This is a genomic window from Aeromonas sp. FDAARGOS 1416, from assembly GCF_019048085.1.
GTDB lineage: Bacteria > Pseudomonadota > Gammaproteobacteria > Enterobacterales > Aeromonadaceae > Aeromonas > Aeromonas veronii.
Genome location: NZ_CP077301.1, coordinates 3632257 through 3657500, shown reverse-complemented (window position 1 = coordinate 3657500; position 25244 = coordinate 3632257). Strand labels below are relative to the sequence as shown.

At 54.3% G+C, this 25244-nt stretch carries 20 protein-coding genes and 2 rRNA genes (1 of these 22 running past the window's edge); 13 read left to right on the top strand and 9 right to left on the bottom strand.

Features of this window, described 5'->3' with window-relative positions:
• From I6L46_RS16595 to tcdA, 3 genes are all read left to right on the top strand, one after another.
• Positions 1-1984, top strand: a 23S ribosomal RNA gene (locus tag I6L46_RS16595); it begins 906 nt to the left of the window's first position.
• A 78-nt stretch (positions 1985-2062) separates the two neighbouring features.
• A 5S ribosomal RNA gene (gene rrf, locus I6L46_RS16590) occupies positions 2063-2177 on the top strand.
• 193 nt (positions 2178-2370) lie between these two features.
• Complete coding sequence (gene tcdA, locus I6L46_RS16585) at positions 2371-3207, top strand: tRNA cyclic N6-threonylcarbamoyladenosine(37) synthase TcdA (RefSeq protein ID WP_216976394.1); 837 nt, start codon at positions 2371-2373, stop codon at positions 3205-3207.
• A 21-nt stretch (positions 3208-3228) separates the two neighbouring features.
• Here tcdA and I6L46_RS16580 read toward each other — a convergent pair whose 3' ends face one another.
• Positions 3229-3663: a SufE family protein gene (locus tag I6L46_RS16580; RefSeq protein ID WP_047439524.1), complete on the bottom strand. Its 435-nt coding sequence runs from the start codon at positions 3661-3663 to the stop codon at positions 3229-3231.
• Positions 3664-3676: 13 nt separating this feature from the next.
• Positions 3677-4897, bottom strand: coding sequence for a cysteine desulfurase (locus I6L46_RS16575; RefSeq protein WP_216976393.1), 1221 nt, complete (start codon positions 4895-4897; stop codon positions 3677-3679).
• Positions 4898-5078: 181 nt separating this feature from the next.
• On the opposite strand from I6L46_RS16575, the gene rep reads away from it, so the two are divergent.
• A complete protein-coding gene (rep, locus tag I6L46_RS16570; RefSeq protein ID WP_216976391.1) occupies positions 5079-7097 on the top strand; it encodes a DNA helicase Rep in 2019 nt (672 codons plus the stop codon).
• Here rep and I6L46_RS16565 read toward each other — a convergent pair.
• The 5 genes from I6L46_RS16565 to I6L46_RS16545 form a co-directional block, all read right to left on the bottom strand.
• A complete protein-coding gene (locus I6L46_RS16565; RefSeq protein ID WP_181223098.1) occupies positions 7094-9370 on the bottom strand; it encodes a bifunctional diguanylate cyclase/phosphodiesterase in 2277 nt (758 codons plus the stop codon). The two genes, rep and I6L46_RS16565, sit on opposite strands and share 4 nt — an antisense overlap.
• Before the next feature lie 84 nt (positions 9371-9454).
• Positions 9455-9910 (bottom strand): cytochrome c5 family protein, encoded by a 456-nt coding sequence (locus tag I6L46_RS16560; RefSeq protein WP_042054298.1) that lies wholly within the window; start codon positions 9908-9910, stop codon positions 9455-9457.
• A gap of 197 nt (positions 9911-10107) precedes the next feature.
• On the bottom strand, positions 10108-11136 hold the full coding sequence (gene tdh, locus I6L46_RS16555; protein WP_042054297.1) for an L-threonine 3-dehydrogenase: 1029 nt from the start codon (positions 11134-11136) through the stop codon (positions 10108-10110).
• 55 nt (positions 11137-11191) lie between these two features.
• Complete coding sequence (locus tag I6L46_RS16550; protein WP_005342487.1) at positions 11192-12382, bottom strand: glycine C-acetyltransferase; 1191 nt, start codon at positions 12380-12382, stop codon at positions 11192-11194.
• 115 nt (positions 12383-12497) lie between these two features.
• Positions 12498-13142, bottom strand: coding sequence for a TetR/AcrR family transcriptional regulator (locus I6L46_RS16545; protein WP_042054294.1), 645 nt, complete (start codon positions 13140-13142; stop codon positions 12498-12500).
• A 158-nt stretch (positions 13143-13300) separates the two neighbouring features.
• Between I6L46_RS16545 and rfaD the strand changes: the two genes are divergently transcribed.
• The 6 genes from rfaD (at position 13301) to I6L46_RS16515 (ending at position 20218) form a co-directional block, all read left to right on the top strand.
• Complete coding sequence (rfaD, locus tag I6L46_RS16540; RefSeq protein ID WP_042054293.1) at positions 13301-14260, top strand: ADP-glyceromanno-heptose 6-epimerase; 960 nt, start codon at positions 13301-13303, stop codon at positions 14258-14260.
• Between the two features lie 64 nt (positions 14261-14324).
• Positions 14325-15506, top strand: a complete 1182-nt coding sequence (locus I6L46_RS16535; RefSeq protein WP_216976389.1) for a glycosyltransferase — start codon at positions 14325-14327, stop codon at positions 15504-15506.
• A complete protein-coding gene (locus I6L46_RS16530; protein ID WP_216976386.1) occupies positions 15503-17269 on the top strand; it encodes a polysaccharide deacetylase family protein in 1767 nt (588 codons plus the stop codon). Before I6L46_RS16535 ends, I6L46_RS16530 begins: the two co-directional genes overlap by 4 nt.
• A gap of 20 nt (positions 17270-17289) precedes the next feature.
• Entirely contained in the window at positions 17290-18468 is a 1179-nt protein-coding gene (locus tag I6L46_RS16525; RefSeq protein WP_042054311.1) for an O-antigen ligase, read from the top strand.
• A 2-nt stretch (positions 18469-18470) separates the two neighbouring features.
• Complete coding sequence (locus I6L46_RS16520; RefSeq protein ID WP_042054290.1) at positions 18471-19136, top strand: glycosyltransferase family 25 protein; 666 nt, start codon at positions 18471-18473, stop codon at positions 19134-19136.
• A gap of 14 nt (positions 19137-19150) precedes the next feature.
• Complete coding sequence (locus I6L46_RS16515; protein ID WP_235695422.1) at positions 19151-20218, top strand: glycosyltransferase family 9 protein; 1068 nt, start codon at positions 19151-19153, stop codon at positions 20216-20218.
• A 27-nt stretch (positions 20219-20245) separates the two neighbouring features.
• On the opposite strand, the gene I6L46_RS16510 is transcribed toward I6L46_RS16515, so the two are convergent.
• Positions 20246-21307 (bottom strand): glycosyltransferase, encoded by a 1062-nt coding sequence (locus tag I6L46_RS16510; RefSeq protein WP_216976384.1) that lies wholly within the window; start codon positions 21305-21307, stop codon positions 20246-20248.
• A 236-nt stretch (positions 21308-21543) separates the two neighbouring features.
• Between I6L46_RS16510 and I6L46_RS16505 the strand changes: the two genes are divergently transcribed.
• Positions 21544-22743 carry a 3-deoxy-D-manno-octulosonic acid transferase gene (locus tag I6L46_RS16505; RefSeq protein WP_216978066.1) on the top strand — a complete coding sequence of 400 codons (1200 nt, stop codon included), beginning with the start codon at positions 21544-21546 and terminating at the stop codon, positions 22741-22743.
• 43 nt (positions 22744-22786) lie between these two features.
• On the opposite strand, the gene I6L46_RS16500 is transcribed toward I6L46_RS16505, so the two are convergent.
• Positions 22787-23326, bottom strand: coding sequence for a hypothetical protein (locus I6L46_RS16500; RefSeq protein ID WP_216976382.1), 540 nt, complete (start codon positions 23324-23326; stop codon positions 22787-22789).
• A 298-nt stretch (positions 23327-23624) separates the two neighbouring features.
• Between I6L46_RS16500 and I6L46_RS16495 the strand changes: the two genes are divergently transcribed.
• Both I6L46_RS16495 and I6L46_RS16490 read left to right on the top strand, forming a co-directional pair.
• Positions 23625-24341 (top strand): ABC transporter substrate-binding protein, encoded by a 717-nt coding sequence (locus tag I6L46_RS16495; RefSeq protein WP_216976380.1) that lies wholly within the window; start codon positions 23625-23627, stop codon positions 24339-24341.
• 60 nt (positions 24342-24401) lie between these two features.
• Positions 24402-25223 carry an AraC family transcriptional regulator gene (locus I6L46_RS16490; protein ID WP_159162663.1) on the top strand — a complete coding sequence of 274 codons (822 nt, stop codon included), beginning with the start codon at positions 24402-24404 and terminating at the stop codon, positions 25221-25223.
• Positions 25224-25244: the final 21 nt, after the last annotated feature.

Sequence of the window (25244 nt, the reverse complement as noted above, 5' to 3'; positions counted from 1 at the left end):
ATACCAGTAAGTACTATCCGGGAGACACACGGCGGGTGCTAACGTCCGTCGTGAAGAGGGAAACAACCCAGACCGCCGGCTAAGGTCCCAAAGTTCTGGTTAAGTGGGAAACGATGTGGGAAGGCTCAGACAGCTAGGATGTTGGCTTAGAAGCAGCCATCATTTAAAGAAAGCGTAATAGCTCACTAGTCGAGTCGGCCTGCGCGGAAGATGTAACGGGGCTCAAACCAGGCACCGAAGCCGCGGATTCACACTTATGTGTGAGTGGTAGGGGAGCGTTCTGTAAGTCTGCGAAGGTGTATCGAGAGGTATGCTGGAGATATCAGAAGTGCGAATGCTGACGTAAGTAACGATAAAGGGGGTGAAAAGCCTCCTCGCCGGAAGACCAAGGGTTCCTGTCCAACGTTAATCGGGGCAGGGTGAGTCGACCCCTAAGGCGAGGCCGAAAGGCGTAGTCGATGGGAAGCAGGTTAATATTCCTGCACGACTTGTAATTGCGATGGGGGGACGGAGAAGGCTAGGTGGGCCAGGCGACGGTTGTCCTGGTGAAAGTGCGTAGGTGGTGTTTCTAGGCAAATCCGGAGACACAACACTGAGACACGAGACGAACACACTACGGTGTGGAAGCCATTGATGCCCTGCTTCCAGGAAAAGCCTCTAAGCTTCAGATTACAAGTCATCGTACCCCAAACCGACACAGGTGGTCGGGTAGAGAATACCAAGGCGCTTGAGAGAACTCGGGTGAAGGAACTAGGCAAAATAGAACCGTAACTTCGGGAGAAGGTTCGCTCTTGACAGTGAAGTCCCTTGCGGATGGAGCAGTTGGGAGTCGCAGTGACCAGATGGCTGGGACTGTTTATCAAAAACACAGCACTCTGCAAACACGAAAGTGGACGTATAGGGTGTGACACCTGCCCGGTGCCGGAAGGTTAATTGATGGGGTTAGCGCAAGCGAAGCTCTTGATCGAAGCCCCGGTAAACGGCGGCCGTAACTATAACGGTCCTAAGGTAGCGAAATTCCTTGTCGGGTAAGTTCCGACCTGCACGAATGGTGTAACCATGGCCATGCTGTCTCCACCCGAGACTCAGTGAAATCGAATTCGCCGTGAAGATGCGGTGTACCCGCGGCTAGACGGAAAGACCCCGTGAACCTTTACTACAGCTTGGCACTGAACATTGAACCTACATGTGTAGGATAGGTGGGAGGCTTTGAAGGCGTGACGCCAGTTGCGCTGGAGCCGTCCTTGAAATACCACCCTTGTATGTTTGATGTTCTAACGCAGGGCCCTGAATCGGGCTCGCGGACAGTGCCTGGTGGGTAGTTTGACTGGGGCGGTCTCCTCCCAAAGAGTAACGGAGGAGCACGAAGGTTGGCTAATCCTGGTCGGACATCAGGAGGTTAGTGCAATGGCATAAGCCAGCTTAACTGCGAGACGGACAGGTCGAGCAGGTACGAAAGTAGGTCATAGTGATCCGGTGGTTCTGAATGGAAGGGCCATCGCTCAACGGATAAAAGGTACTCCGGGGATAACAGGCTGATACCGCCCAAGAGTTCATATCGACGGCGGTGTTTGGCACCTCGATGTCGGCTCATCACATCCTGGGGCTGAAGTCGGTCCCAAGGGTATGGCTGTTCGCCATTTAAAGTGGTACGCGAGCTGGGTTCAGAACGTCGTGAGACAGTTCGGTCCCTATCTGCCGTGGGCGTTGGATGATTGAAGGGAGTTGCTCCTAGTACGAGAGGACCGGAGTGAACGAACCTCTGGTGTTCGGGTTGTCACGCCAGTGGCACTGCCCGGTAGCTAAGTTCGGAATCGATAACCGCTGAAAGCATCTAAGCGGGAAGCGAGCCCTGAGATGAGTCATCCCTGACCCCTTGAGGGTCCTAAAGGGCCGTTGGAGACCACAACGTTGATAGGTGGGGTGTGTAAGCGCAGTGATGTGTTGAGCTAACCCATACTAATTACCCGTGAGGCTTAACCATACAACACCCAAGAAGTGTTTCGAGCCTTGTAACGAATACGAAACTACTTACATCAGCTTTCTCAGATTGAAGAATTTGCCTGGCGGCCATAGCGCCGTGGAACCACCTGATCCCATGCCGAACTCAGAAGTGAAACGCGGTAGCGCCGATGGTAGTGTGGCATTCGCCATGCGAGAGTAGGACACTGCCAGGCACCCAATTTAAGAACCCCGCTCATCGAGCGGGGTTTTTTATTGCCTGTAATTCAGCAAATAGTCTGATAATTGACCTTTTATTCTCTATTCTCAGCCGTTTTCCCAGTTTTTCCTTCCCGATTTTCTCCGGTTCTGCCATCGCGGCTGGCGGTGGTTGCCGTTATAATGGCCGCCCTCAAGCAAGGTGGTGGTATGAAAGCAGAATATCTACAGCGATTCGGGGGCATTGCCCGTCTTTATGGTCAGAATGCCCTGCGTTCCTTTAGCCAGGCGAAAGTCTGTGTGGTGGGGATCGGCGGCGTGGGCTCCTGGGCGGCGGAGGCGCTGGCCCGTGCCGGTATCAACCAGATCACCCTGATCGACATGGACGATATCTGCATCACCAACACCAATCGTCAGATCCACGCCATGCAGGGGACGATTGGTCGCCTCAAGACCGAGGTGATGGCCGAGCGCATTCGCGCCATCAATCCGGATTGCGATGTGATCGAGGTAGACGATTTCGTCACCGCCGACAATCTGGCCGAGCATATCAAGCGGGAGTTTGACTATGTGGTGGACGCCATCGACTCGGTCAAGGCCAAGGTGGCGCTGATTGCCTTCTGCAAGCGCAACAAAATCCCGGTGATTGTGGCGGGAGGTGCTGGCGGGCAGATGGATCCGACCCAAATCACCGTGGCCGATCTGGCCAAGACTATTCAAGACCCGTTGGCGGCAAAGGTGCGCTCCGACCTGCGCCGGTTGCATAACTTCAGCAAGAATCCGGCTCGCAAATTCGGAGTGGAGTGTGTCTTCTCAACCGAACAGCTGAGCTATCCGGATGGTCATGGTGGCACCTGTCAGGCCAAGGCAGCCAGCGATGGCACCATGAAGATGGATTGCGCCTCCGGCTTTGGCGCTGTGACGCCGGTGACGGCAACCTTCGGGCTGGTTGCCGCGTCCCGGGTATTGAAGAAAATTGCCGAGCGGGGTGCCCGCGCCGAGAAAGATGCCGGGAATGAAGAAGTAGGGTCGATTAGCGAAGCGTAATCGACCTCTGCACAAAGCGGATTAGACTGCCTGCTCCCGGATCGCCAGCACGATCGCTCTGAGCCCGTTACCTCGTGACGGGCTCAAGTGTTTTTCCAGCCCCAGTTCGGTGAAATACCCTTCCATATCAAAAGCCTGGATCGCCGTAGACGATTGGTGGTTGAGTGCCGCCAGCACGATGACGATAAGGCCACGCACGATGCGGGCATCGGAATCACAGGCAAAGTGCCAGCAGCCATCCTCGCTTTGTTCTCCCTTCAGCCAAGCCTGGCTTTCACACCCCTTGAGGCGGAACTCCTCCTGCTGCCATTCGCCGGGTAGCATGGGTAAAAGCTTGCCGAGCTGGATGATGAGCCGGTACTGGTTCTCCCAGCCGTTTGCTGCGGCAAACTGCTGGCGGATGGTGTCGGCGTTGGGCTCAAGGCCAATCTGGGTATAGCTTGCGAGGTCACTCATTCGGTTGTCTGCCTTAGAAGAAGTCACTGAGTTTGTGCAGGGCGGCCAGCAGGGCGTCGACATCGTCCCGATTGTTGTAGCAGGCCAAGGAGGCGCGCAGGGTACCGCCGATCCCGAGCGATTCCATCAGTGGCATGGCGCAGTGATGGCCGACTCGCAGGGCGATCCCCTGCATATCGAGCAGGGTGGCGGCATCTTGCGGGTGGATGTCATCGAGCAAGAAAGAGACAGCACCGGCGCGTTGGCCGGGTTCGCCGACCAGACGCAGCCCCGGCACCTGTTGCAGGCCAGCGACCAGATAGTCGGTCAGTGTCTGCTCATGGCTGGCGAGCCAATGCCGATCTTGCCCCATCACAAAGTCGATGGCTGCGGTGAGGCCGATAGTGCCAGCAATATGGGGGGTGCCCGCCTCGAATTTGAAGGGCAGGCTATTGAAGGTGGTGCCGCTGAAACTGACCCGGTCGATCATTTCACCACCTGCTTGCCAGGGCGGCATCCGCTCCAATAGCTCGGTGCGGCCCCACAACACACCGATGCCGGTCGGGCCATAGAGCTTGTGGCCGGAGAAGGCGTAGAAGTCGCAACCGATGGCTTGCACATCCACCTCGAGATGAGCCACCGCCTGAGCACCGTCGATCAGCGTCACGGCGCCAACCGCCTTGGCCGCTGCCACCATCTCTTTGACTGGATTGACGGTACCGAGGGCATTGGAGACGTGGGCCACGCTCACCAGCCGGGTGCGTGGCCCCAGCATTGCGTGATAGGCGGCCAGATCGAGATCGCCCCGCTCATCGAGGGGGATCACCCGGATCACCACGCCGGTACGCTGGGCGACCAGTTGCCATGGGACGATATTGGCGTGGTGCTCCAGCGTACTGAGGATAATTTCGTCCCCCGCCTTGAGCTCGCTCATCCCCCAGCTCTGGGCCACCAGATTGATCGCCTCCGTGGTGCCGCGGGTCCAGATCACCTCTTGGCTGCGGGGTGCATTGATGAAGTGGGCGACCGTCTCGCGGGCAGTTTCGAAGGCGCGGGTAGCACGGCCACTCAGCGCATGGGCGGCGCGGTGCACATTGGCGTTGTCGGCCCGATAGTAGTGAGCGATGGCATCCAGTACCGCTTGTGGTTTCTGGGTGGTGGCGGCGTTGTCCAGATAGACCAGAGGGTGGCCGTTTACCTCCTGCGCCAAGGCCGGAAACTGGCTGCGCAGTTGGTCGTGCTGTTGCTGATTCATGCTCCCCTCATCATCCGGAAAAAGTCATCATCTCGAAAGGTCGGCCATGATCCTGAAAATAGCGCCCGAACACAAGGTGCGATAAGCCGGGATGGCGGTTGCCTGCCGTGCAGCAGGTACGGCTCGTCGGGTGATTTCTGGTACAATGCCGCCCCTCATCATAAGCCAAGAGATCCGGCCCATGAAGCTCAACCCCAATCAGAACGAAGCGGTCAAGTATGTCTCCGGCCCTTGCCTGGTGCTGGCGGGTGCCGGATCGGGCAAGACCCGCGTCATCACCAACAAGATTGCCTATCTGGTGCAGCAGTGCGGCTACAGTGCGCGCAATATCGCCGCCGTCACCTTTACCAACAAGGCGGCGCGGGAGATGAAGGAGCGGGTCGGCCAGACTTTGGGCCGCAAGGAGGCGCGGGGGCTGATGGTCTCCACCTTCCATACTCTGGGGCTCGATATCATTCGTCGGGAGCACAAGAGCCTGAATCTCAAGGCGAACTTTTCCCTGTTCGATGACACCGACCAGCTGGCGCTGCTGAAAGAATTGACTGAAGACGAGCTCGACAACGACAAGGACAAGCTCTCGGCCCTTATCAGCCAAATCTCCAACTGGAAGAACGACCTCATCCTGCCCGCCCGCGCCATGCGTATCGCCCGCGGGCCGGAAGAGGTGCTGATGGCCCAGCTCTACGAGCGCTATCACCGCCAGATGGTGGCCTATAACGCGCTGGATTTTGATGACCTCATCGTGATGCCGACCCTGCTGCTCAAGAGCAATCAGGAGGTGCGCGAGCGTTGGCAGAACAAGATCCGCTATCTGCTGGTCGATGAGTACCAAGATACCAACACCAGCCAGTACGAGCTGGTGAAGCAGATCGTCGGCGAGCGCGCCCGCTTTACCGTGGTGGGGGATGACGACCAGTCGATCTACTCCTGGCGTGGGGCCAAGCCGCAGAATCTGGTGCTGCTGAGCGAAGATTTCCCCAGCCTCAAGCTGATCAAGCTGGAGCAGAACTACCGCTCCAAGCGGCGGATCCTCAAGTGCGCGAACATTCTGATCGCCAACAACCCGCACGTCTATGACAAGGCGCTCTTCTCCGAATTGGATGAGGGGGTGAAGCTCAAGGTGTTGTTCGCCAAGAACGAGGAGCACGAGGCGGAGCGGATCGCCGCCGAGATGATGGGCCACAAGTTTATGAACCGCACCCGGTTCAAGGATTACGCCATCCTCTATCGGGGTAACCATCAGTCGCGCATCTTCGAGAAGGCGCTGATGACCAACCGGATTCCTTATCGCATCTCCGGCGGCACCTCGTTCTTCTCCCGCACCGAGATCAAGGACATCATGGCCTACCTCAAGCTGCTGGTGAATCCGGATGAGGACACCGCCTTCCTGAGGGTGGTCAACCTGCCGCGTCGCGAGATCGGCCCCACTACCCTCGAAAAACTGGGTCAGTATGCCAATCAGCGCGGCAAGAGCCTGTTTGCCGCCAGCTTCGAGCTGGGGCTCGAGCAGCACCTCTCTGGGCGGGGCCTCGTGGCCCTGCAGGCCTTCACCAACTGGCTGGTACGCCTTGGCGATCAGGCGCTGCGTGGCAATCCGGTGGAGGCGGTGCGGGACATGATCAAGGAGATCCACTACGAAGAGTGGCTCTACGAGACCTCCCCCAGCCCGAAAGCGGCCGAGATGCGGATGCAGAACGTCTCCACTCTGTATCGCTGGATCACCGAGATGCTGGAAGGGGATGAGCTGGAGGAGTCGATGACGCTGGCACAGGTGGTCACTCGCCTCACCTTGCGCGACATGATGGAGCGCAACGAAGGGGAGGATGATGCCGATCAGGTGCAGTTAATGACCCTGCATGCCTCCAAGGGGTTGGAGTTCCCCTATGTCTACATGGTGGGGATGGAGGAGGGCTTGCTGCCCCATCAGACCAGCATAGATGAAGACAACGTCGAGGAGGAGCGGCGTCTCGCCTACGTGGGGATCACCCGGGCTCAGACCGAACTGACCTTCACCCTCTGCAAGGAGCGGCGTCAGTTTGGCGAGTCGGTACGGCCAGAGCCGAGCCGCTTCCTGCTGGAGCTGCCGCAAGATGACCTTGAATGGGAAAACCAGAAGAAGGTGACTGCCGAGGAGCGCCAGCAGAAGGGGCAGGTTGGTGTTGCCAACCTGCGGGCGCTGTTCAAGAAGGATTCATCCTAAGGATTGGCCGGGGTCAGTAGCGGTACTATGTCTGCTCCCGGCATGGGCGGTGAGATATAGCGCCCTTGCCCCATCCGGCAGCCGATATCAATCAGCTTCTGCAATTGCTGCTGGTTCTCGATCCCCTCGACTACCAGGGTGTAATCGAGATCCTGACAGATATCCCGCATGGCGCGGATCAGCGCCAAATCTTTGGGCGATTGCAGCATCCGCTGGGTAAAGCTGTCATCCACCTTGATGTAATCCACCGGGAAGTGGAACAGAGCGTTGAGGGAGGAGAAGCCGGTGCCGAAATCATCGAGGCTGATCTGGATACCCTTGGCGCGCAGCTCGTGCAGCGACGCCAGTGCATCGGAATCTTGTCGCGACAGTTCCCGCTCGTTGAATTCAAAAATCAGATAGCCGGGGGCGACCCCTTCCTCTTCGATGATCCCCATCAGTCGCATGATGTGGTCATGGTTGACCAGATGCTTGCCCGACAGATTGATGGCGACCTTGAACTTGCTCTGCCCGGAGATTGGCAGCCAGTTCTTCAGTTGTTGACAGGTGTGGCGCAGGATCTGGTAATCCAGCTCCAGAATCAGGCCGCACTGCTCCGCCAGCGGAATAAAGTCGAACGCATCCTTTAGAATCCCCTCCTCGGTTAGCCAGCGCGCCATCACCTCCAGTCCGGTCAGGCGGCTATCCTGCAGCCGGATCACCGGCTGGAAGTAGGGGACAATACGCCCCTCCCGCAGGGCTCTGGCCAGCATCTCTTCCGGCGAATTCCAGTTTTGGTTGATGCAATCATCCGAGTAGCTGACGATGCGACTGCGACCATTGCGCTTAGCCTGATACATGGCCAGATCGGCCTGATGGAGCAGCTGGCTGATATCTGAGGTTTGCTCGGAGACGCTCGATACCCCAAGGCTGACGGTAATGCTCAACTCGTTGCCGAGTAGCCGGAACGGGTAGGAGAGACGGCTGATAATGCGGTTGAGTACCGGGCTGATGTCATCGTCGCTCTTGCTGCTGTCCAGATAGATGACAAATTCGTCGCCCCCCAGTCTGGCCACCAGATCGTTTTGTCGGATACAGGTTTGCAGGCGGCGACTCACCTCCTTGAGCAGCTGATCGCCAGCGCTGTGGCCCAGGGTGTCATTGATCTGCTTGAAGTGATCCACATCGATAAAAATCACCGCGAATCCCGGGGACTTGTAGCGGTTGTAGTGGGTCATGGCGTGGTTGAGGTGGTTCATCAACAGCGCGCGGTTGGGCAGTTGGGTCAGCGGGTCGTGAAGCGCATCGAATTGCAGCCGCCGTTCCAGCTCCTGATGCTGCTTGAGCTGCTTTTGCAGCCTGAGGTTGGTCTGACGCAGCTGTTGCAGCCGTTGGTTGATGGAGTCTTCGGTATTGATGTCGTTGAGCTGCTGGCGGATCCGTCTCAGCTCCAGCAGCAGGGTGAGTTGGCCACGCAGAAAGTCGAGAAACAGCTTGTCGTCGGTCTCCAGCGGTTGAGCCGTGCTGATGATGAAGTGGGCGAAGTACTGTTGTTGCAGCCGCAGCGGCATGCTGTGCCAGTAGCGTGACTCCCTGCTCACCTCGATATTGCTGGTGCTGTGGCACAAGCCGCTGATGAACTCGTCTCCCTGATGGGGATGGGCGGGGTAGATCTTTTCCAGCTTCTGACTGGTTAGCCTGACCAGCAGCATGTCCTCGATGGTGAGCATCTGGCGCAGTACCGCTTCCAGCTGGGAGAAGAGCGCCTGGGCCGGCAGGGTATTGGCGAGCCGCATGATGCGGCTGATGCTCTCGATTTTCTTTTTCCAGTTCGGGTCTTTGCGGATCAGCGGCGAAGGGAGCTCGGTGAGATGGGAGCCCGCCTGGGTTTCGGTCAGCCGTTTGGCCAGACACTCCAGCAGCAGACGCAGGGTCGGCAGGTCGGCTGGTGTGCCACGCGCCAGCAACCACTGTATCTGGCCATGCTCAATGGGGAAGACGCACCACCCTTCGGCCTCATCCAGCTGGGTGAGCTGATCGGTGATGCGGGACTGCTCACGGCCCAGCTGTTGCTTGAAGATATCGCTGACCTTGTAGGCGTAAAGCCAGTTCAGACCGGTATCGGAGAGGCCCAGCATGCCGAAATGTTGCAGCGGGCAGAGTTGGTCAATCTGCTGGATCAGGGAATCGTAATCGTCAGACGTGGCGGTTTGTGGCGCCGGGAAGTCCATAATGGCAGAGACCAACGCCAACAGAGGAGTTGAGTAGTGGGGTTCGATGGATTGGGACGACATGTGCAACTCCCGATATGTCTACCTTACAAGAGTAGTCGGAAGCCGATAGATTGAAAGGGCCGCAATTGCGGCCCTTTCAAATACTTACAGCTTGTCGATCATGTAGTGGATGGCGTTTTCAATCTCTTCATCACTACAGTTCGCACAGGTGCCGCGCGGAGGCATCATGCCGGACTTGCCGGTAAAGCCTTCAATGGCATGTTTCTTGAGAGTATCAATGCCCTGGGCGATGCGAGGATCCCAGGCTGCCTTGTCACCCCGTTTGGGGGCACCAGCGGCGCCGGTGTCGTGACAGGCAAAGCAGGCGCCCTTGTATACCGTTTCGCCATCGCGGGGACCGGAAGAGGCGGCCGCCGTCGGTGCAGCACTCGCGCCGGCAATACCTTCCAGATCCTTGGCGGTATAGACCTGACCGATTGGTTTGATCCGCTCGGCAATGGCTTCCGGTGACATATCATCGGCAGCAAGCACTGCCCCAGACAAGCTGGCGGCCGTCATCCCGACAGCCAGCAAATAGCTCAGTTTTTTCAACACGCTCATATACTCCCAGCAGTCTTTTATTATCCATGTAAACGACGGGATTATAACCGAATAGTTACAGCCATTTAAACGCTTGTGTGTGAAGTGTTAAACACTCTGCGTACAAAGTTTTGGGCGATATCACGGCAATTCAGGCGGTGGAGATAAAAAGAAACCCGGCATTCGCCGGGTTTCAGGTAACCAAGGGGTGAAATGGGTTATTTGTCCCAGCTCAGGATCACCTTGCCGGAGTGGCCGGAGCGCATCGCATCGAACCCCTGCTGGAAGTCGTCGATGTGGAATCTGTGGGTAATGATGGGGGAGAGATCCAGCCCGGACTGGATCAGGCTGGCCATTTTGTACCAGGTCTCGAACATCTCGCGGCCATAGATCCCTTTGATAAACAGCCCCTTGAAGATCACCTTGTTCCAGTCGATGGCCATGGTGGAGGGGGGGATGCCGAGCATGGCGATCTTGCCGCCGTGGTTCATCTTGTCGAGCATCTCCTGGAAGGCGCTCGGGACGCCGGACATCTCCAGCCCCACATCGAACCCTTCGGTCATGCCCAGCTCGCTCATCACGTCGGCCAGCTTCTCTTTGCTGACGTTGACCGCGCGGGTGGCGCCCATCTTGCGGGCCAGCTCCAGCCGGTATTCGTTGACGTCGGTGATCACCACGTGGCGCGCACCCACGTGACGGCAGACGGCGGCAGCCATGATACCGATGGGGCCTGCACCTGTGATGAGCACATCCTCACCCACCAGATCGAAGGAGAGGGCGGTGTGCACCGCATTGCCGAACGGGTCGAAGATGGCAGCCAGCTCGTCCGGGATGTTGTCCGGCAGCTTGAAGGCGTTGAACGCGGGGATCACCAGATACTCGGCGAAGGCACCCGGACGGTTGACGCCAACGCCAATGGTGTTGCGGCACAGATGAGTGCGCCCTGCGCGGCAGTTGCGGCAGTGACCACAGGTGATATGTCCTTCACCGGAGACCCGATCGCCGATGGCGAAGCCGCGCACCTCCTGACCGATGGCGACCACTTCGCCGACATATTCGTGGCCGACCACCATGGGTACCGGAATGGTCTTCTGGGACCACTCGTCCCAGTTGTAGATGTGGATATCGGTGCCGCATATGGCGGTTTTGCGGATCTTGATCAGCAGGTCGTTGTGGCCGAGCTCGGGGGCCGCGACATCCGTCATCCAGATGCCGACCTCTTTGTGCAGTTTGGAGAGTGCTTTCATGGCTGTTCCTTCAATATGAATGCAGAAAAAAGGGGCTGCAGCCCCTTGATTCAAATCAGATAACGCCGAGTTCACGGCCGATGCGGATAAAGGCGTCGATCGCCTTGTCCAGCTGCTCGCGGGTGTGGGCGGCAGACATCTGGGTGCGAATGCGGGCCTGACCCTTGGGCACGACCGGGAAGGAGAAGCCCACCACATAGATGCCGGCTGCCAGCATGCGGCTTGCCATTTCGGAGGCCAGTTTGGCATCCCCCAGCATCACCGGAATGATGGCGTGGTCGGCACCAGCCAGAGTGAAGCCAGCGGCGCTCATCCGTTCGCGGAAGTAACGGCTGTTCTCTTTCAGGCGGGCGCGCAGGTCGTGACCCTCGGCCAGCATGTCGATCACCTTGATGGTGGCGGCAACGATGGAGGGGGCCAGCGAGTTGGAGAAGAGGTAAGGGCGGGAGCGCTGACGCAGCCAGTCGATCACCTCTTTCTTGCCGGAGGTATAGCCGCCGGATGCGCCGCCAAGCGCCTTGCCCAGAGTGCCGGTGATGATGTCGACCCGATCCATCACGCCGCAATATTCATGGGTGCCGCGACCGTTTTCGCCGATAAAGCCGACGGCGTGGGAGTCATCCACCATCACCAGCGCATCGTATTTGTCTGCCAGATCGCAGATGGATTTGAGGTCGGCGATGACCCCATCCATGGAGAAGACACCGTCGGTGGCGATCAGTTTGAAGCGGGCGCCATCGGCGTCAGCCTGCTTGAGCTGGGCTTCCAGCTCGGCCATGTCGTTGTTGGCGTAGCGATAGCGCTTGGCCTTGCACAGCCGCACGCCGTCGATGATGGAGGCGTGGTTGAGGGCATCGGAGATGATGGCATCTTCGGCGCCGAACAGGGTCTCAAAAAGACCGCCATTGGCATCGAAACAGGAGGAGTAGAGGATGGTGTCTTCGGTGCCGAGGAAGGCAGACATCTTCTGCTCCAGCGCTTTATGCTGGTCCTGGGTGCCACAGATGAAGCGCACCGAGGCCATGCCGAAGCCGTGGCTGTCGAGTCCCTGATGGGCGGCGGCGATCAGATCCGGGTGGTTGGCCAGCCCAAGATAGTTGTTGGCACAGAAGTTCAGTACCTGCTCACCGCCGACGGCGATGCTGGCCTGTTGGGCGGAGGTGATGATGCGCTCCTGCTTGTACAACCCTTCAGCTTGCACCTGGTTCAGTTGCTCGGTCAGGTGACGATAGAATCCGTTAGACATCCTCGATCCTTATTGGCTATTTCAGCTGCGTATCAACAGAGGGCGACATTTTACTGCAATCTGTTGCGGTAAATTCAAATGATTGTGCTGATATTCAACAAATGTGAAACAGATCTCACCCAGCTGGTTGGGCCAGCTGACGGTAGTGAAGTTCCAGCTGCTGGATCTGTCCGGCCACCTGGGGTTGCACATAGGGGCGCAGCAGGAACAGCACCTTCAACACGCCTTGATAGAGCAGCGGTTTGGTGATGCGGGTGTTGGGAGCCTGAGCGATCTGGAACGGGATCCAGCAGGTCACCACCATCTTGATGGTCTGGCCCAGATCCGGCAGGTCTTCATCGCTGACATCGATGATGCCCCCTTCGCGCAGGCTTCTGAGCAGCGCGACCACGGAGGAGCGCATCTGCTCCTGGGCCTTGAGGTACTTCTGTTGCAGCGGTTCGTCACGGCTCAGGATGTCCGGCAGGTTGGCGTAGAAGAAGCGGAACTGCCACATCAGATAGAAGATGGCATCGAGATAGCCCATCAGATCCTGCAGGGTGATTTCACGGTTGCGGGTCGGCACGAAGCTCTCGCTAAGGTGACGGGCATACTGGTCGAAGATGGAGTGGATGATGTCTTCTTTATTGCGGAAGTGGTAGTAGAGGTTGCCCGGGCTGATACCCATGTGCGCCGCAATGTGGTTGGTGGTGATGTTGCGTTCACCCTGATCGTTGAACAGCTCGGTCGCGCTGTGAATGATCCTGTCTCTGGTTTTCATCACTCATTCCTCCAACAGGTTCCGCTCGGGGCAGCTTTGAACAAGGTCGAATCCCCGGACGGCCCGTGATAAACTTTTCGGCAATTTCAAATTGGCTCACTATACACAGCTTTAACAAGCCGTCACATGTAGCCATCAACGTACGAGAGGCAAACTCCATGATCGTAGTAACTGGCGGTGCTGGCTTTATCGGCAGCAATCTGGTCAAGCAGCTGAACGCTCAAGGACGGACCGATATCGTGGTCATTGATGACCTGACCGACGGCACCAAGTTCGTCAACTTGGTCGATCTGACCATCGCTGACTACATGGACAAGGACGAGTTTCAGGCGCGCATCGTCTCCGGCGACGAGTTTGAAGAGTGGGACAACGGTATCGAGGTGATCTTCCACGAAGGCGCCTGCTCTGCCACCACCGAGTGGAACGGCAAGTTCATCATGGAGGTCAACTACGAGTACTCCAAGGATCTGTTCCACTACTGCATCGAGCGTGAAATCCCGTTCATTTACGCCTCTTCTGCCGCGACCTACGGTGGCCGCAACGACAACTTCATCGAAGATCCCAAGTTTGAACAGCCGCTCAATGTCTACGGCTACTCCAAGCAGTTGTTTGACCAGTACGTGCGCCGCTGGATGCCGGAGATCAACTCTCAGGTCGTTGGCCTGAAGTACTTCAATGTCTACGGCCCGCGCGAGCAGCATAAAGGCTCCATGGCCTCCGTTGCCTTCCATCTCAACACCCAGGTGAAGAAGGGCGAGAATCCCAAGCTGTTCGAAGGTTGCGATGGCTTCCCGAACGGTGGTCAGATGCGTGACTTCATCTATATTGACGACGTCTGCAAGGTAAACCTCTGGTTCTGGCAGAACCCGCAGCACTCCGGCATCTTCAACTGTGGTACCGGCCGTGCCGAGCCGTTCCAGAACGTGGCCGAAGCAGTGATCAAGCATCATCAGAAGGGAGCCATTGAGTACATTCCCTTCCCGGATCACCTCAAGGGCCGCTACCAGAGCTTCACCCAGGCTGATATGACCAAGCTGCGCAGCGTGGGTTATGACGCCGAGTTCAAAACCGTTGCCGAAGGGGTAGCGGATTACATGGCCTGGCTCAACCGGGTCTGACTGTTCGCTATTGCGGAATGGCCGCCAATGAGGCGGCTTTTTCATTATTTCCTATGTGGTTAGCATGAAGAAAAAAGTTTTATTTATAATGGAAACATTGGGCGGAGGAGGCGCCGAAAAGGTCCTTATTGAAACGCTTAAGCGTTTGGATTTTAGTAAATACGCTATTACGCTGCTGTTATTAAGGCGTGAGGGTGTATATTTATCTCAAGTTCCGAAAAATGTAAAAGTAGAATTTCTGTTGCCGACCGAACCATCGGGGTTGTTTCAGCGTAGAATTTTTTTCTCTATTAAAAAACGCTGGTGGAATTTCGTTTTAAATAGAAAGTGGTTAGCAAATGTCATATTTAATGAACGATATGATGTTGGTATCGCATTTTTGGAAGGGAATAGCTCTCTGTTGTTATCGCATCTGAATTCTGTTGTTCGAAAGATAGCATGGGTCCATATAGACTTGTTGTGCCATCAAATTCTCTCCAGAAAAGTTGAGCGTACCGTTTATAAAAGAATGGATAACATTGTCTGTGTCTCTAAAGGTGCACAGAATGCATTATTGAAATTGTATCCTGAAGTGAAACCATATACTCAAGTGGTTTATAACCCTGTTGATATAGAAGGCATAATGCGGAAAAGTCATGAGCCTATTACGAGTGAGGGGCAAATAAAAGTTATTGCTATTGGACGACTATGCAATGCCCAAAAAGGATTCGACATCTTGCTGGCTGCTCATAAAATAAATATTGATGCAGGAGTTAAATATCACCTTACTATTTTGGGAGAAGGTGATGATAGAGCTGGTTTAGAGTCATTTATCAATATTAATAATATTGGTGATAGTGCGAAATTACTTGGATTCAAGGAAAATCCATATCCATATCTTGCTGATGGCGATCTATTCGTTATGTCCTCACATTATGAGGGGTACCCGGTTGTACTCGTAGAAGCAATGGCGTTGGGGAAGGCCATTGTATCAACAAATTGTACTGGACCTAAGGAAGCTCTCGATGGCGGGAAATATGGTGTTCTCGTTCCTGTCGGGGATGCAAATGCGCTTGCATTGGCAATACGAAAAATGATTGAAAATAAAAAAATGCTATCAACATATAGTTCCTTATCGAAAGAACGAGCCAAGATTTTCAATCTCCGAGAGAGTATGATGCAGATCGAGCAATTATTAGATGGGGAGAGCAAACTTCCTTCCAGTTGCGATATTCATTCAAGTCTTGTTAACGGAGGTCTCGGGTGAATATATTGATGGCGCTCTCCCAGCTCGAGGTAACGGGAGCTGAGGTCTATGCCACCACGGTCGGTAATGAACTGACCCGGCGTGGTCACCACGTCTTTTATGTGTCAGATACCCTGACCAAGCCGACCCTTGGCCCCGTCTTCAAGCTGAGATTCAACAAGCGCAGCATTCTGCGCCGCTTCTGGCACGTCTTTTACCTCATCTATCTCATCAAGAAGCATCATATTCAGTTGGTGCATGCTCACTCCCGCGCCTCCGGCTGGAGCAGCTATGTAGCTTGCAAGCTGACTGGCACCCCGATGATCACCACGGTGCATGGTCGCCAGCCGGTGCACGCTTCGCGCAAGGCCTTCCATGCACTCGGCTATCGTGCGGTTGCCGTTTGTGAAGATATTGCCCATCAGATAGTCGACAATCTGGGGGTGGATCCCGTGATAGTGCAGGTGCTGCGCAACGGTATCGAAACCGACAAATTCCAGCCTGTGCCAGCGCCGGACAATCCCAAGCCGGTGATCGCCATCATTGGCCGTTTGAGCGGCCCCAAAGGGGAGCTCTGTTATCGTCTGCTCGATGAAGTGCTCGACCTGGATACCTGTCGGGTGCGGATTGTCAGCGGTACCAAGGTACCGGAGCGCTTTGCCCGTTTCGAAGGCCGTGCCGAGTTTGTCGGTTATGTCGATGATGTGCCCGCTCTGCTGGCGAGTTGCGATCTGGTGATTGGTGCCGGTCGGGTAGCGATGGAAGCACTGCTCTGTGGTCGGCCCGCCTTTGCCATTGGTGAAGCCAGGGCCATTGGTCTGGTGACGGAACGAAATCTGGACGAGGCGCTGGCCAGCAATTTTGGCGATATCGGTCCCAAGGATCTGGCTATCGATTTTGCTGCCCTGAAGGGAGAAATCGAATCCGCCCTCGCAAGCAAGGTGGTGCCGGAAGTCATTCGGCAGCGCATTCAGGATGAGTATGGCTTGCAGGGGGTAGTATCCGGCCTCGAAACCATCTATCAGGATGCCGTAGTCGAAACCCTGCGCCGCGAGATGCCCGTCATCATGTACCACCGTTTTATCGAGCAGGATAGCGAGAAAGGAGTGCATGGCACCTGGATGCCGATCACCATGTTCGAGAAGCATCTGCGACTGATGAAGTGGCTAGGCTACGAAACCCTGACTTTCCGCGATTTGGCGGACAAAGGCTTTATCCACCGTCTGCAATACGGCAAGAAGTATCTGATGATCACCGCCGATGACGGCTATCAGGACAACCTGACCCGCATGCTGCCACTGCTGGAAAAATATGGTTACAAAGCTGTGGTGTACGTAGTCACCGGCGAAGGTTATAACCGTTGGGATGTGGAGCATCCGACCAATCCGGATACCAAGGTCTCATTGATGAGTGGTGAGCAGGTCAAGGCGTTGGCCGCCAGCGGTCATGTGGAAATTGGTGGGCATACCCTGACCCATCCCCGCTTGAGCAAGCTCACACCCGAACAACAAGCCCATGAAATTCAGGAGAATAAACGCCAACTGGAGGCCCTGCTTGGCCATTCGTTGCTCTCGTTTGCCTATCCTTACGGAGATATGAACGAGAGTGCCAAGGAGCAGGCTATCACCGCCGGGTATCGTTTTGCCGTTGCTACCAATAGTGGCCCCAAAGCAATGCACCAGGACCCTTTCCAGATCCGCCGGATTGCCATTTTTCCCCGCACAGATGTGTTTGGATTGTGGCGCAAGATCCGCGGGAATTATGTGTTCAGGAAATCAAATTGATATCAAAAAGTGTCATAAGCATGGAGCGATTTGCTCTTCTGATCTTTTCATTTACCCTGATTTTTGCATTCAGCGGAATGTTTTTCTTTACTGATGGAAAAACATATCTATCTAACCTCATTGTCGTGGCATCCATAATTGGCATGATTTCTTTTTACATCCATCGTTATCCGGTGGGGTTTAAAAATCGTTATATAATATGGATTTTATTATCCTATGCCATTTATCTATTGATAAATAGACAAGTTCATGGTGATCAATATGGCATTATGCGTGCCATAATTTATGTCATATTTTTTACATTTTTGATACCACGACATGTCTTTTTATTAAAGTCGGGTTGTTATGGTGTTATTTTTGGTGGGTTTGGCTTGGGGGCCATTAGTATATGGCAGTATAGTCATGGAGTAGCTAGAGTAGAGGGTTTCACAAACGCGATAATTTTTTCTCAAGCAGCTATGACATTGGCAATTCTCAATTTTTGGTTTTCAACTTATTTCTCAGAAAATCGCCTTGAAAAAGGACTTTATATCATTTCGGCACTATTTTCGCTGTGTGCACTATATCTTTCACAAAGTCGCGGTGTTTGGCTAGCATTCATAGTTGTGATTACATGTGTGTTATTATTCAAAATGAAAAGAAAACCCTTGAAATATACTTCAATCACGCTAGGGCTGTTCTTGGCATTCGGAATGCTATGTTTAAACAGCAGTATCGTGAAAAATAGAATAGATGCTGGACTTTCTGATGTTGTAAACATGGAGAATGGAAATTACAGCACATCTCTTGGGCTAAGAGCGGTAGCATGGGAAAGCGCTTGGTTGGGTTTTATCGACTCGCCATTAATAGGTGTGGGCACTGAAGGTTTTGATGCGTTAAAGCAAGAGCAAGTGAAGCAGGGTCTTGTGCCACAAGCGTTGCTAAACCCCGAACTTGCGCATGCACACAATCAGTATTTACAGACTTTAGTTGTTCGGGGTGGTATAGGATTCATTTTCTTACTGGGTATACTTATATTGCCGGCAATATTTTTTGCGAAAGAAATGGGGTTTGTGTCTGCAGGCGTCTTTATCCCTATATCATTCGCTGTCGGAGCAGTGTTTGATGTGCCTTTTGAACACCAAAGTATGATGTATTTATACTCATTAAGTCTGATTTTTATTTTATTTTGTCATGAACTCAAGCAGGATTTATCATAGCTATGATACCCGTATTTATTATTAGTTTGACCCGTAGTGCTGACAGACGGGCCATGGTAGAGCGCCAGATGTCTCATTTGGGGATTGACTTTGAGTTTTTCGACGCTGTAGATGGTAAATCATTACCATCAGATCGCTTGGCGAAAGTGGATTTCAATCTGGCAAGAGAGACTTGCGGTCATGATCTTAGCTTGGGTGAGGTCGGTTGTGCCATGAGTCATATCAATATATATGAAGTGATGGTGGAGAGAAATATCCCACGCTGTGTAATTTTAGAAGATGATATATACGTCCACATGCATTTCAAAGCTATCGTTAACGAGGTTATTAATAAAAATAGCTCTGACATTGTATTCTTGCATCATGGCAAGGCGAAACACTTCCCAATATACTCATCTTTGCCAGAGGGGTATCGTTTAGCAAAATATTTAACACCTAGTAGAAACTCACCAAGAGGAATTATATCTACAGGTGGATATATTCTTACATTGGCTGGCGCTCACAAGCTGCTGAAAATAGCTTATCCAATCAGAATGCCTGCTGATTACCTCACTGGACGGCTGCAGTGGAATAAATTGAGTGCCGCTGGTGTGGAGCCGTGCTGTCTGGATGTTGGACTATTCCAATCGACGATTGATGACAGAAATTATGGTCAGCATATAGAGTGATGGAGGTGATTGCTATGATTAAAACCTTTCAATTATGGAGGGACGTCCTTCGCCGCAAGCTGGGTATTTTACTTTTTGATCGTCATTCATCAGTGAGATCGTCATCACATGGTGCCACTGTTTTTGTTAGGTGGGATGCTAAGCTTGGTGATGCAATCGTCTCTTCCTGGGTGGCAAGGGAGATTAAAAATAAATTTCCGGAGCGGAAAGTCTATGTCATTACCAGCTCTGAAATGGCGCCATTGTTTAGAGATTTTTTTAACTTTGATTGCGTCTTTGAAATACCCAAGAGGGCTGGCTATATGGAGCTCAAAAAATTAGCCAATGAAATTGGGAATGTAGATTATCTTGTGCATTTTAGCCAAAAGATGAAGATGAAAGACCTTTATTTCATCTCCAAAGTTGGGAGCAAAAATGTAGCAGGACTCGATGATGAGCTTGACTGTATTAATATCAAGTTGGGCCAAAAAACAGCAGAGATGCACTTCGCTAAGAAATTTAAGGTGCTGCTGGAGCATATGGGGATTGCTAACCCTGATACCAGTTATATAGTACCTTCGTGTCAGGGGGCCGAGGACAGGGTTGGCTCTTGGTGGCCAAGTAATAAAACGTTGTGTTTCAATCCATATGGCAGTGGGACATCCCGTTGTTTCAGTGTTGAAAAAATTATAGCGTTAATTAACACAATGCTTGATTCATCAAATTACAACATTTGTCTCTTGTATCCACCTGGGCGTGAGAGGGACGTTGAACGAGTTTTATCTCATGTTTGTGACCCAACCAGGGTTGTTAGTGATCATGAGAAACCATCTCTGGCTGCACTCTTTGCACAGACAAGGCATTGTGCCGGTATGGTGTCTGTGGATACAGCAACGGTGCATATTGCAACAGGTTTGAATAAACCTGTTCTTGGTATTTACAATGATAATTTCGGGATGCCAGAAAATGTGGAGTGGCATCCAAATAATCTTCGCTCAAGTGTTATCTACGCAGAAACCAGGTCTGCACAACAAGACGTAAACTTTATAAACGTTGCTGAGTTTAAAACAGTATTTAATAAATGGGTGGCTGATTATCTATAGAGAGTTGGGGTTTTCCCCAACTCTTTCTCATAAAGATATAAACTGTTCGGTCACACTTTCACTAGAAAATGGTTGATAACAGTTTGAATCAATGGAAGTTCTTCTTCGATCAACACTTGTAATTGCCATGGCCAGTCCACTGATATCTTCTATCGGGATTAGAAATTTATCGAGTGGTTTCGTCAATATCTCTGCCGGTCCAGACGGGCAATCCACGCTGATCACCGGAGTGTGGCAGATAAGTGCTTCAATAAGCACTGTTGGTAGCCCTTCTGCATCTGATGTCAGGATAAGTGCTTGGGCAGCTTTGATATAGGGGTAGGGATTCTTCTGAAAATCGATGATCTTCACCTTGCTGGCAAGGTTCATCTCCTCGATCATGGCTTCAATGTGAGGGCGTCGCTCCCCTTTGCCCATCAGGATGAGTGGCGTATCAACGCCGCTTAGCTGATATGCCTGCAAGAGGCGATCGTGGCGTTTCCGCTCTTCGAAGGTGCCGACATGGATAAAATACTTGCCGAATGGCTTGCTGAAAGGCTCATTAGCCAACGCCTGAATTTTCTCGATATCAAACGGATTGTAGATAACCTGACACGATTTTGGTGTGGCTTTTACATTGTGCAAAATGTCGTCCGCGATGCCACGAGATACGCAGATCAGTTTCTTGCCATTATAGAAACGCTTGAATTTTTCATATCCTTTGGCATTGTCTTTGGCAAAGCCGGTGACATTTCCGTGGATCCAGTAATAAATATTCAGTGTATCAGGCAGGTGTCTGGTAATTTTGTCACATGAGCATGAGATAATTACGTCAGGCGAGATCTCTTTGACTTTTTTCAAGATCAGAGATGCTTGTATTTTTTCAACCGCAACATTGGATATGGCTTTAGTCAGCTTTGTGACAATGCCAAGATTAATCGGGTGAATGTTGTCAGGTAGCGTATGGTCTATTTTTTCCCGCAAGGTAAACAAAGTTACATCTGCACCGGCATCTTTTAGCAAGGATGCGGTATTGAGCAAAACCTTTTCCGCACCACCACCATACAAGTCTTCAACAATGAATAAAAACTTTTTAACTGGTGGGGTCATAACTGCTCCGCGGGTCTCATAACTGACTGGTAAATCTACTAAAAATGTGAATCGTAAACGAGCAAAATCAGGTGGCAACTGTTAAAGTCGTTAGCAATTTTTTCAATAGGTGTGGATCAATGATTGGTCTTAGTGGGCGCTACCATAACGCATTATTCGCGGCCTGTATATTTGCCGGGCTGCTGCTTTCCTGGCTGTTTTCCGATCACCAACTCCTCACCGGCGACCAGACCCAGATGCTTTACAAGGGTTACCTTGGGGCTTATGAGGGGGTCTGGCTCAGCTATGGCAATGCGGCGAGTGCGGTGGGCAATGTGCCGGGGAGCTTGTCGGCCTGGCTGATTGGCGGGCCGCTTCTGCTGTGGGATTCTCCCTATGCCCCCATGGTGTTGCTGCTGGCGATGCGGTTGGTCGGTTTCCTGCTGTTTGATGCGGTGATCCGCCAGGTGTTTGATGACAGGGTGCGTCTGCTGTTTCTGGTGCTCTGCTGGCTCAACCCCTGGTTCCAGTACGAGAGTCTGCTCTACAATCCCTCCTATCTGTTCCTTTTCTCGGCCATGCACTGCTGGTCGGCCTGGCATATGCGCGAGCGGGCCTCCTTTTGGCACATGATCGTCCACCTGCTGGCTATCGGCATGGCGATGCAGCTGCACTACTCCTGGCCGCTGCTGGCGGTAATGTCCACCTATCTGTTCTGGCGCCGCATTCTCAAGGTGAGCTGGAGCGGGGTGGTGGTGGCGACCCTGCTGATCGGTGCCTCCCTGATCCCCTACGCGATGGAAGTGATGAGCAACAGCCACATCACCCAAAACGTCGATCCCGAGGCGCGTCAGCGCTATATCGGCTGGGGGCTGGTGCATGTCTATCCGGTGCTGAAATCAGTGCTCTACTGGCTGCGTTACGGCTCCTGGCTGTTTGCCAGCAAGCTGGTCAACGATACCCAGTTCATCTGGTTGGCGGGGCACGAATACCTGCAGATGGCGGCAGTCTGGCTGTGGCGGGTGGCGATTTACGGGGTCGGCTCGGCGACTGTGCTGCTGGCGGCCAAGGCCAACTGGCAGCTGTGGCGCGAACTCAAGCCGCGTCTGCTGCGCAGCGATCGCGCGCCAGTGGATGGTGAAAGCTGGCTCGGCCTCTATGCGCTGGCGGCGGTGCTGGCTGTGCTGGTGAGTGCGGCGCTCTCGCCGATCATCTTCAACTACTGGCACCTGATGCTGATCTTCCCCTACGCCCTGTTCCCGATCCTGCTTTTGTTGGTGCGCTGGAGCCGTCGTCATCCGCAGTGGGTTGGCAAGGGGCTGCTGGCGGCAACCCTGTTCTGCACCGCTGTGAACCTGATCGCGGCGTGCGACAGCACCAAGTTCTCCTATCAGGCGGACTACAAAACCCAGGTGCTGGAGTATCTGCAAGAGATGAAGCTGCAGCCCAAGCAGTGAGTCATCCACGGCCAGCTCCCCTATCTCGGTGGGCTGGCTGTCACTATTCGAAACGGTCCATATGGGCGAAGTTTTTGGCTTCGGCAACCCAACCCTCACGCCCTTGCTTGTCCCGGATTTTTACCCACCACTGGTTCTGCGGTGACCGGCCGTATCTGATCTCTTTGCGCGCATAGTCATAATCGAGAATGTAGGTTTTGCCCTTGTACCAGAACAGGCTATTGCCTTCGCCCAGTCCGCCGAGGATATAAAGCGTTTCTCCTGCCTTCATATTCAACAGCGGCCCTTTTCCCTCCTTGCTATAGCCCAGCTTGACCGATCTGAGTATTTCGACGATCCCCGGTTGTTCGGTAATGACGACCCCGGTCAGCCCTTCCACCTGTTGGCCGCGGGGTAGCCGGAACAGCGCTTTGGCCGTCAGGGATGGCTCGGCTCTGACAATCACCTCTTGCTTGGTGGTCCATGTCTTATAGGTGCAACCTTCAAACGGGCAGCGACCCCAGTCGTAATAGGGCTGGCGCGGCTTTTCATCAGAATTTACGGTCGCAGCAAACAACGACAACAACAGCAAAAACAGTCTCATGAATCTACCTGTCCGGCGGGGCGCTCATCCGCCGGTTTGATGAATGGGGCCGCACTATATCTCAAGAGACCAAAATCCATCAAAGCAGCGGGATTATTGATTTTCACCGCAATAAAATGGGGCCCATTGGTCATGGGAGTAGGGGGCGCAAGAGGCCGAAGCGCGTCGGGAGCGGATAGCCCGCCCCTTTGCCTTGTGCCATGCTGATGGCTATCAGGGCATCGGGTCGTCACCTATGGGCATCTCTCGTTCGGGCATGCGTTTGGTATTACTGCTATCGGCACTTCTTCTCCCTCTTATGACCATCAGCCAGGCGGTGGCGATCAACGCGCCACTGCGGGGATGCGTCTTTCAGCTGGCGCCGCTGGTCACCATTGATCAGCAGGGCGATGTCTCCGGGCCGGTGATCGACTACTTTCGCCGTCATATCGAACCCGCGATCGGGCGTACCATCGAGTGGCAGGGGCTCAATGTGGCGCGGCTGCTCAGCAACCTCGAGAGCGGCGAGTGCGATCTGACCCCGCTGCTGAGTTACAGTCCCGAGCGTGCTCGTCACTTTCGCTATATCGACCCCCACCTGTTGCTGCTGCGGCCAGTGCTGGTGGTACTGGTGCCATCGCGACTTCACTCGGTTGAGCGGCAGGAAGATCTCTTCGGCACCACCATCGGCTGGTCGAGTCAGGCGATCGTGCCGCTGCTGTTGCAGCATCCGCAGATCCATATCGACACCCTCTCCCAGCTCAGCTGGGAGCATGGCAACATGCAGAAGTTGCTGCGCGGGCGGATTGATGCGGCGCTCTTCTCCAACGATATTTCCGCCAACCATTTTCGCGCCAAACTCCCTGCGGCGACCCGCCTGATCTACCTGCCGGTCACCCCGCTGCAGGTACATATCGTGCTGAACAAGTCGTTGGGGGATGGCAATCCGGAGCTGGTGCAACATATGCGTCAGATGGTGGAGCGGGTGCCGCTCGCCTCGCTGGTGGAGCCAACCCCGCGGCTGTGGGGGCGTTGAGAGGGGGTTGCGTGCAATAATCTACAAGCCCAAGGCCCGCTTCTGGTGTATCTATAAGCCATGAGTACCACCGATTCCCTCATCCGCTACTGGCAATCCCCGCACCTGCCGGGGGTCGAGCTGTCACACTCCCACCACAGGGCGTTCAGCTATGGCCGCCATGTCCATCTCGACTACCATATCGGGCTGGTGCAGCGGGGGGGCCAGAAGTTTATCCATAAGGGAAACAGCCACCATCTGGTGCGCGGGGTGCTCTCTACCGTCAACCCGGATGAGGTGCACGACGGCCTCAGCCTGTTGCCGGAAGGGTATGAGGTGCGGGTCTTTGCCATCGATCCGCAGCAGCTGGCGCTCTGGCTGCCGGATCAGCCGGAACCCTTCTTCGACAAGGGATTGCAGAGCCGCCCCGACCTCTATCAGGGCTTTGCCCAGCTGCACGGCTATCTCGACAACCCCAAGGCCGATGGCCTGCTGATCGAGAGCCAGCTGCTTGCCCTGCTGGGGGAGCTGCTGCATCTGGCCCCCGAGGTACACCAGTTGGCGGATCCCCAGTTGCGATTCCTGCGCGACTACCTGATGGCCGCCCTCGACGAGCCCCACTCACTGGAAGAGCTGGCGGGGCTGCTCGGGCTCGACCGTTTTGCCTTCCTGCGCCAGTTCAAGAAGCGCAGCGGCATGACCCCCTATGCCTGGCTGAAACGGCTGCGGCTGGAGCAGGGCAAGCGGTTGCTGGCGAGCGGGATGGCGGTGAGCGAGGTGGCGCTGGCGGTCGGCTTCTTCGATCAGAGTCACTTCCACCACGGCTTTCGCCAGGCATTCGGTCTGACACCCGCCGAATTTCGTGCCCAGATGCAATCTTTTACAAGCCGCGCCCCCCGCTGATCCGCCATGCTGACTCTCCGT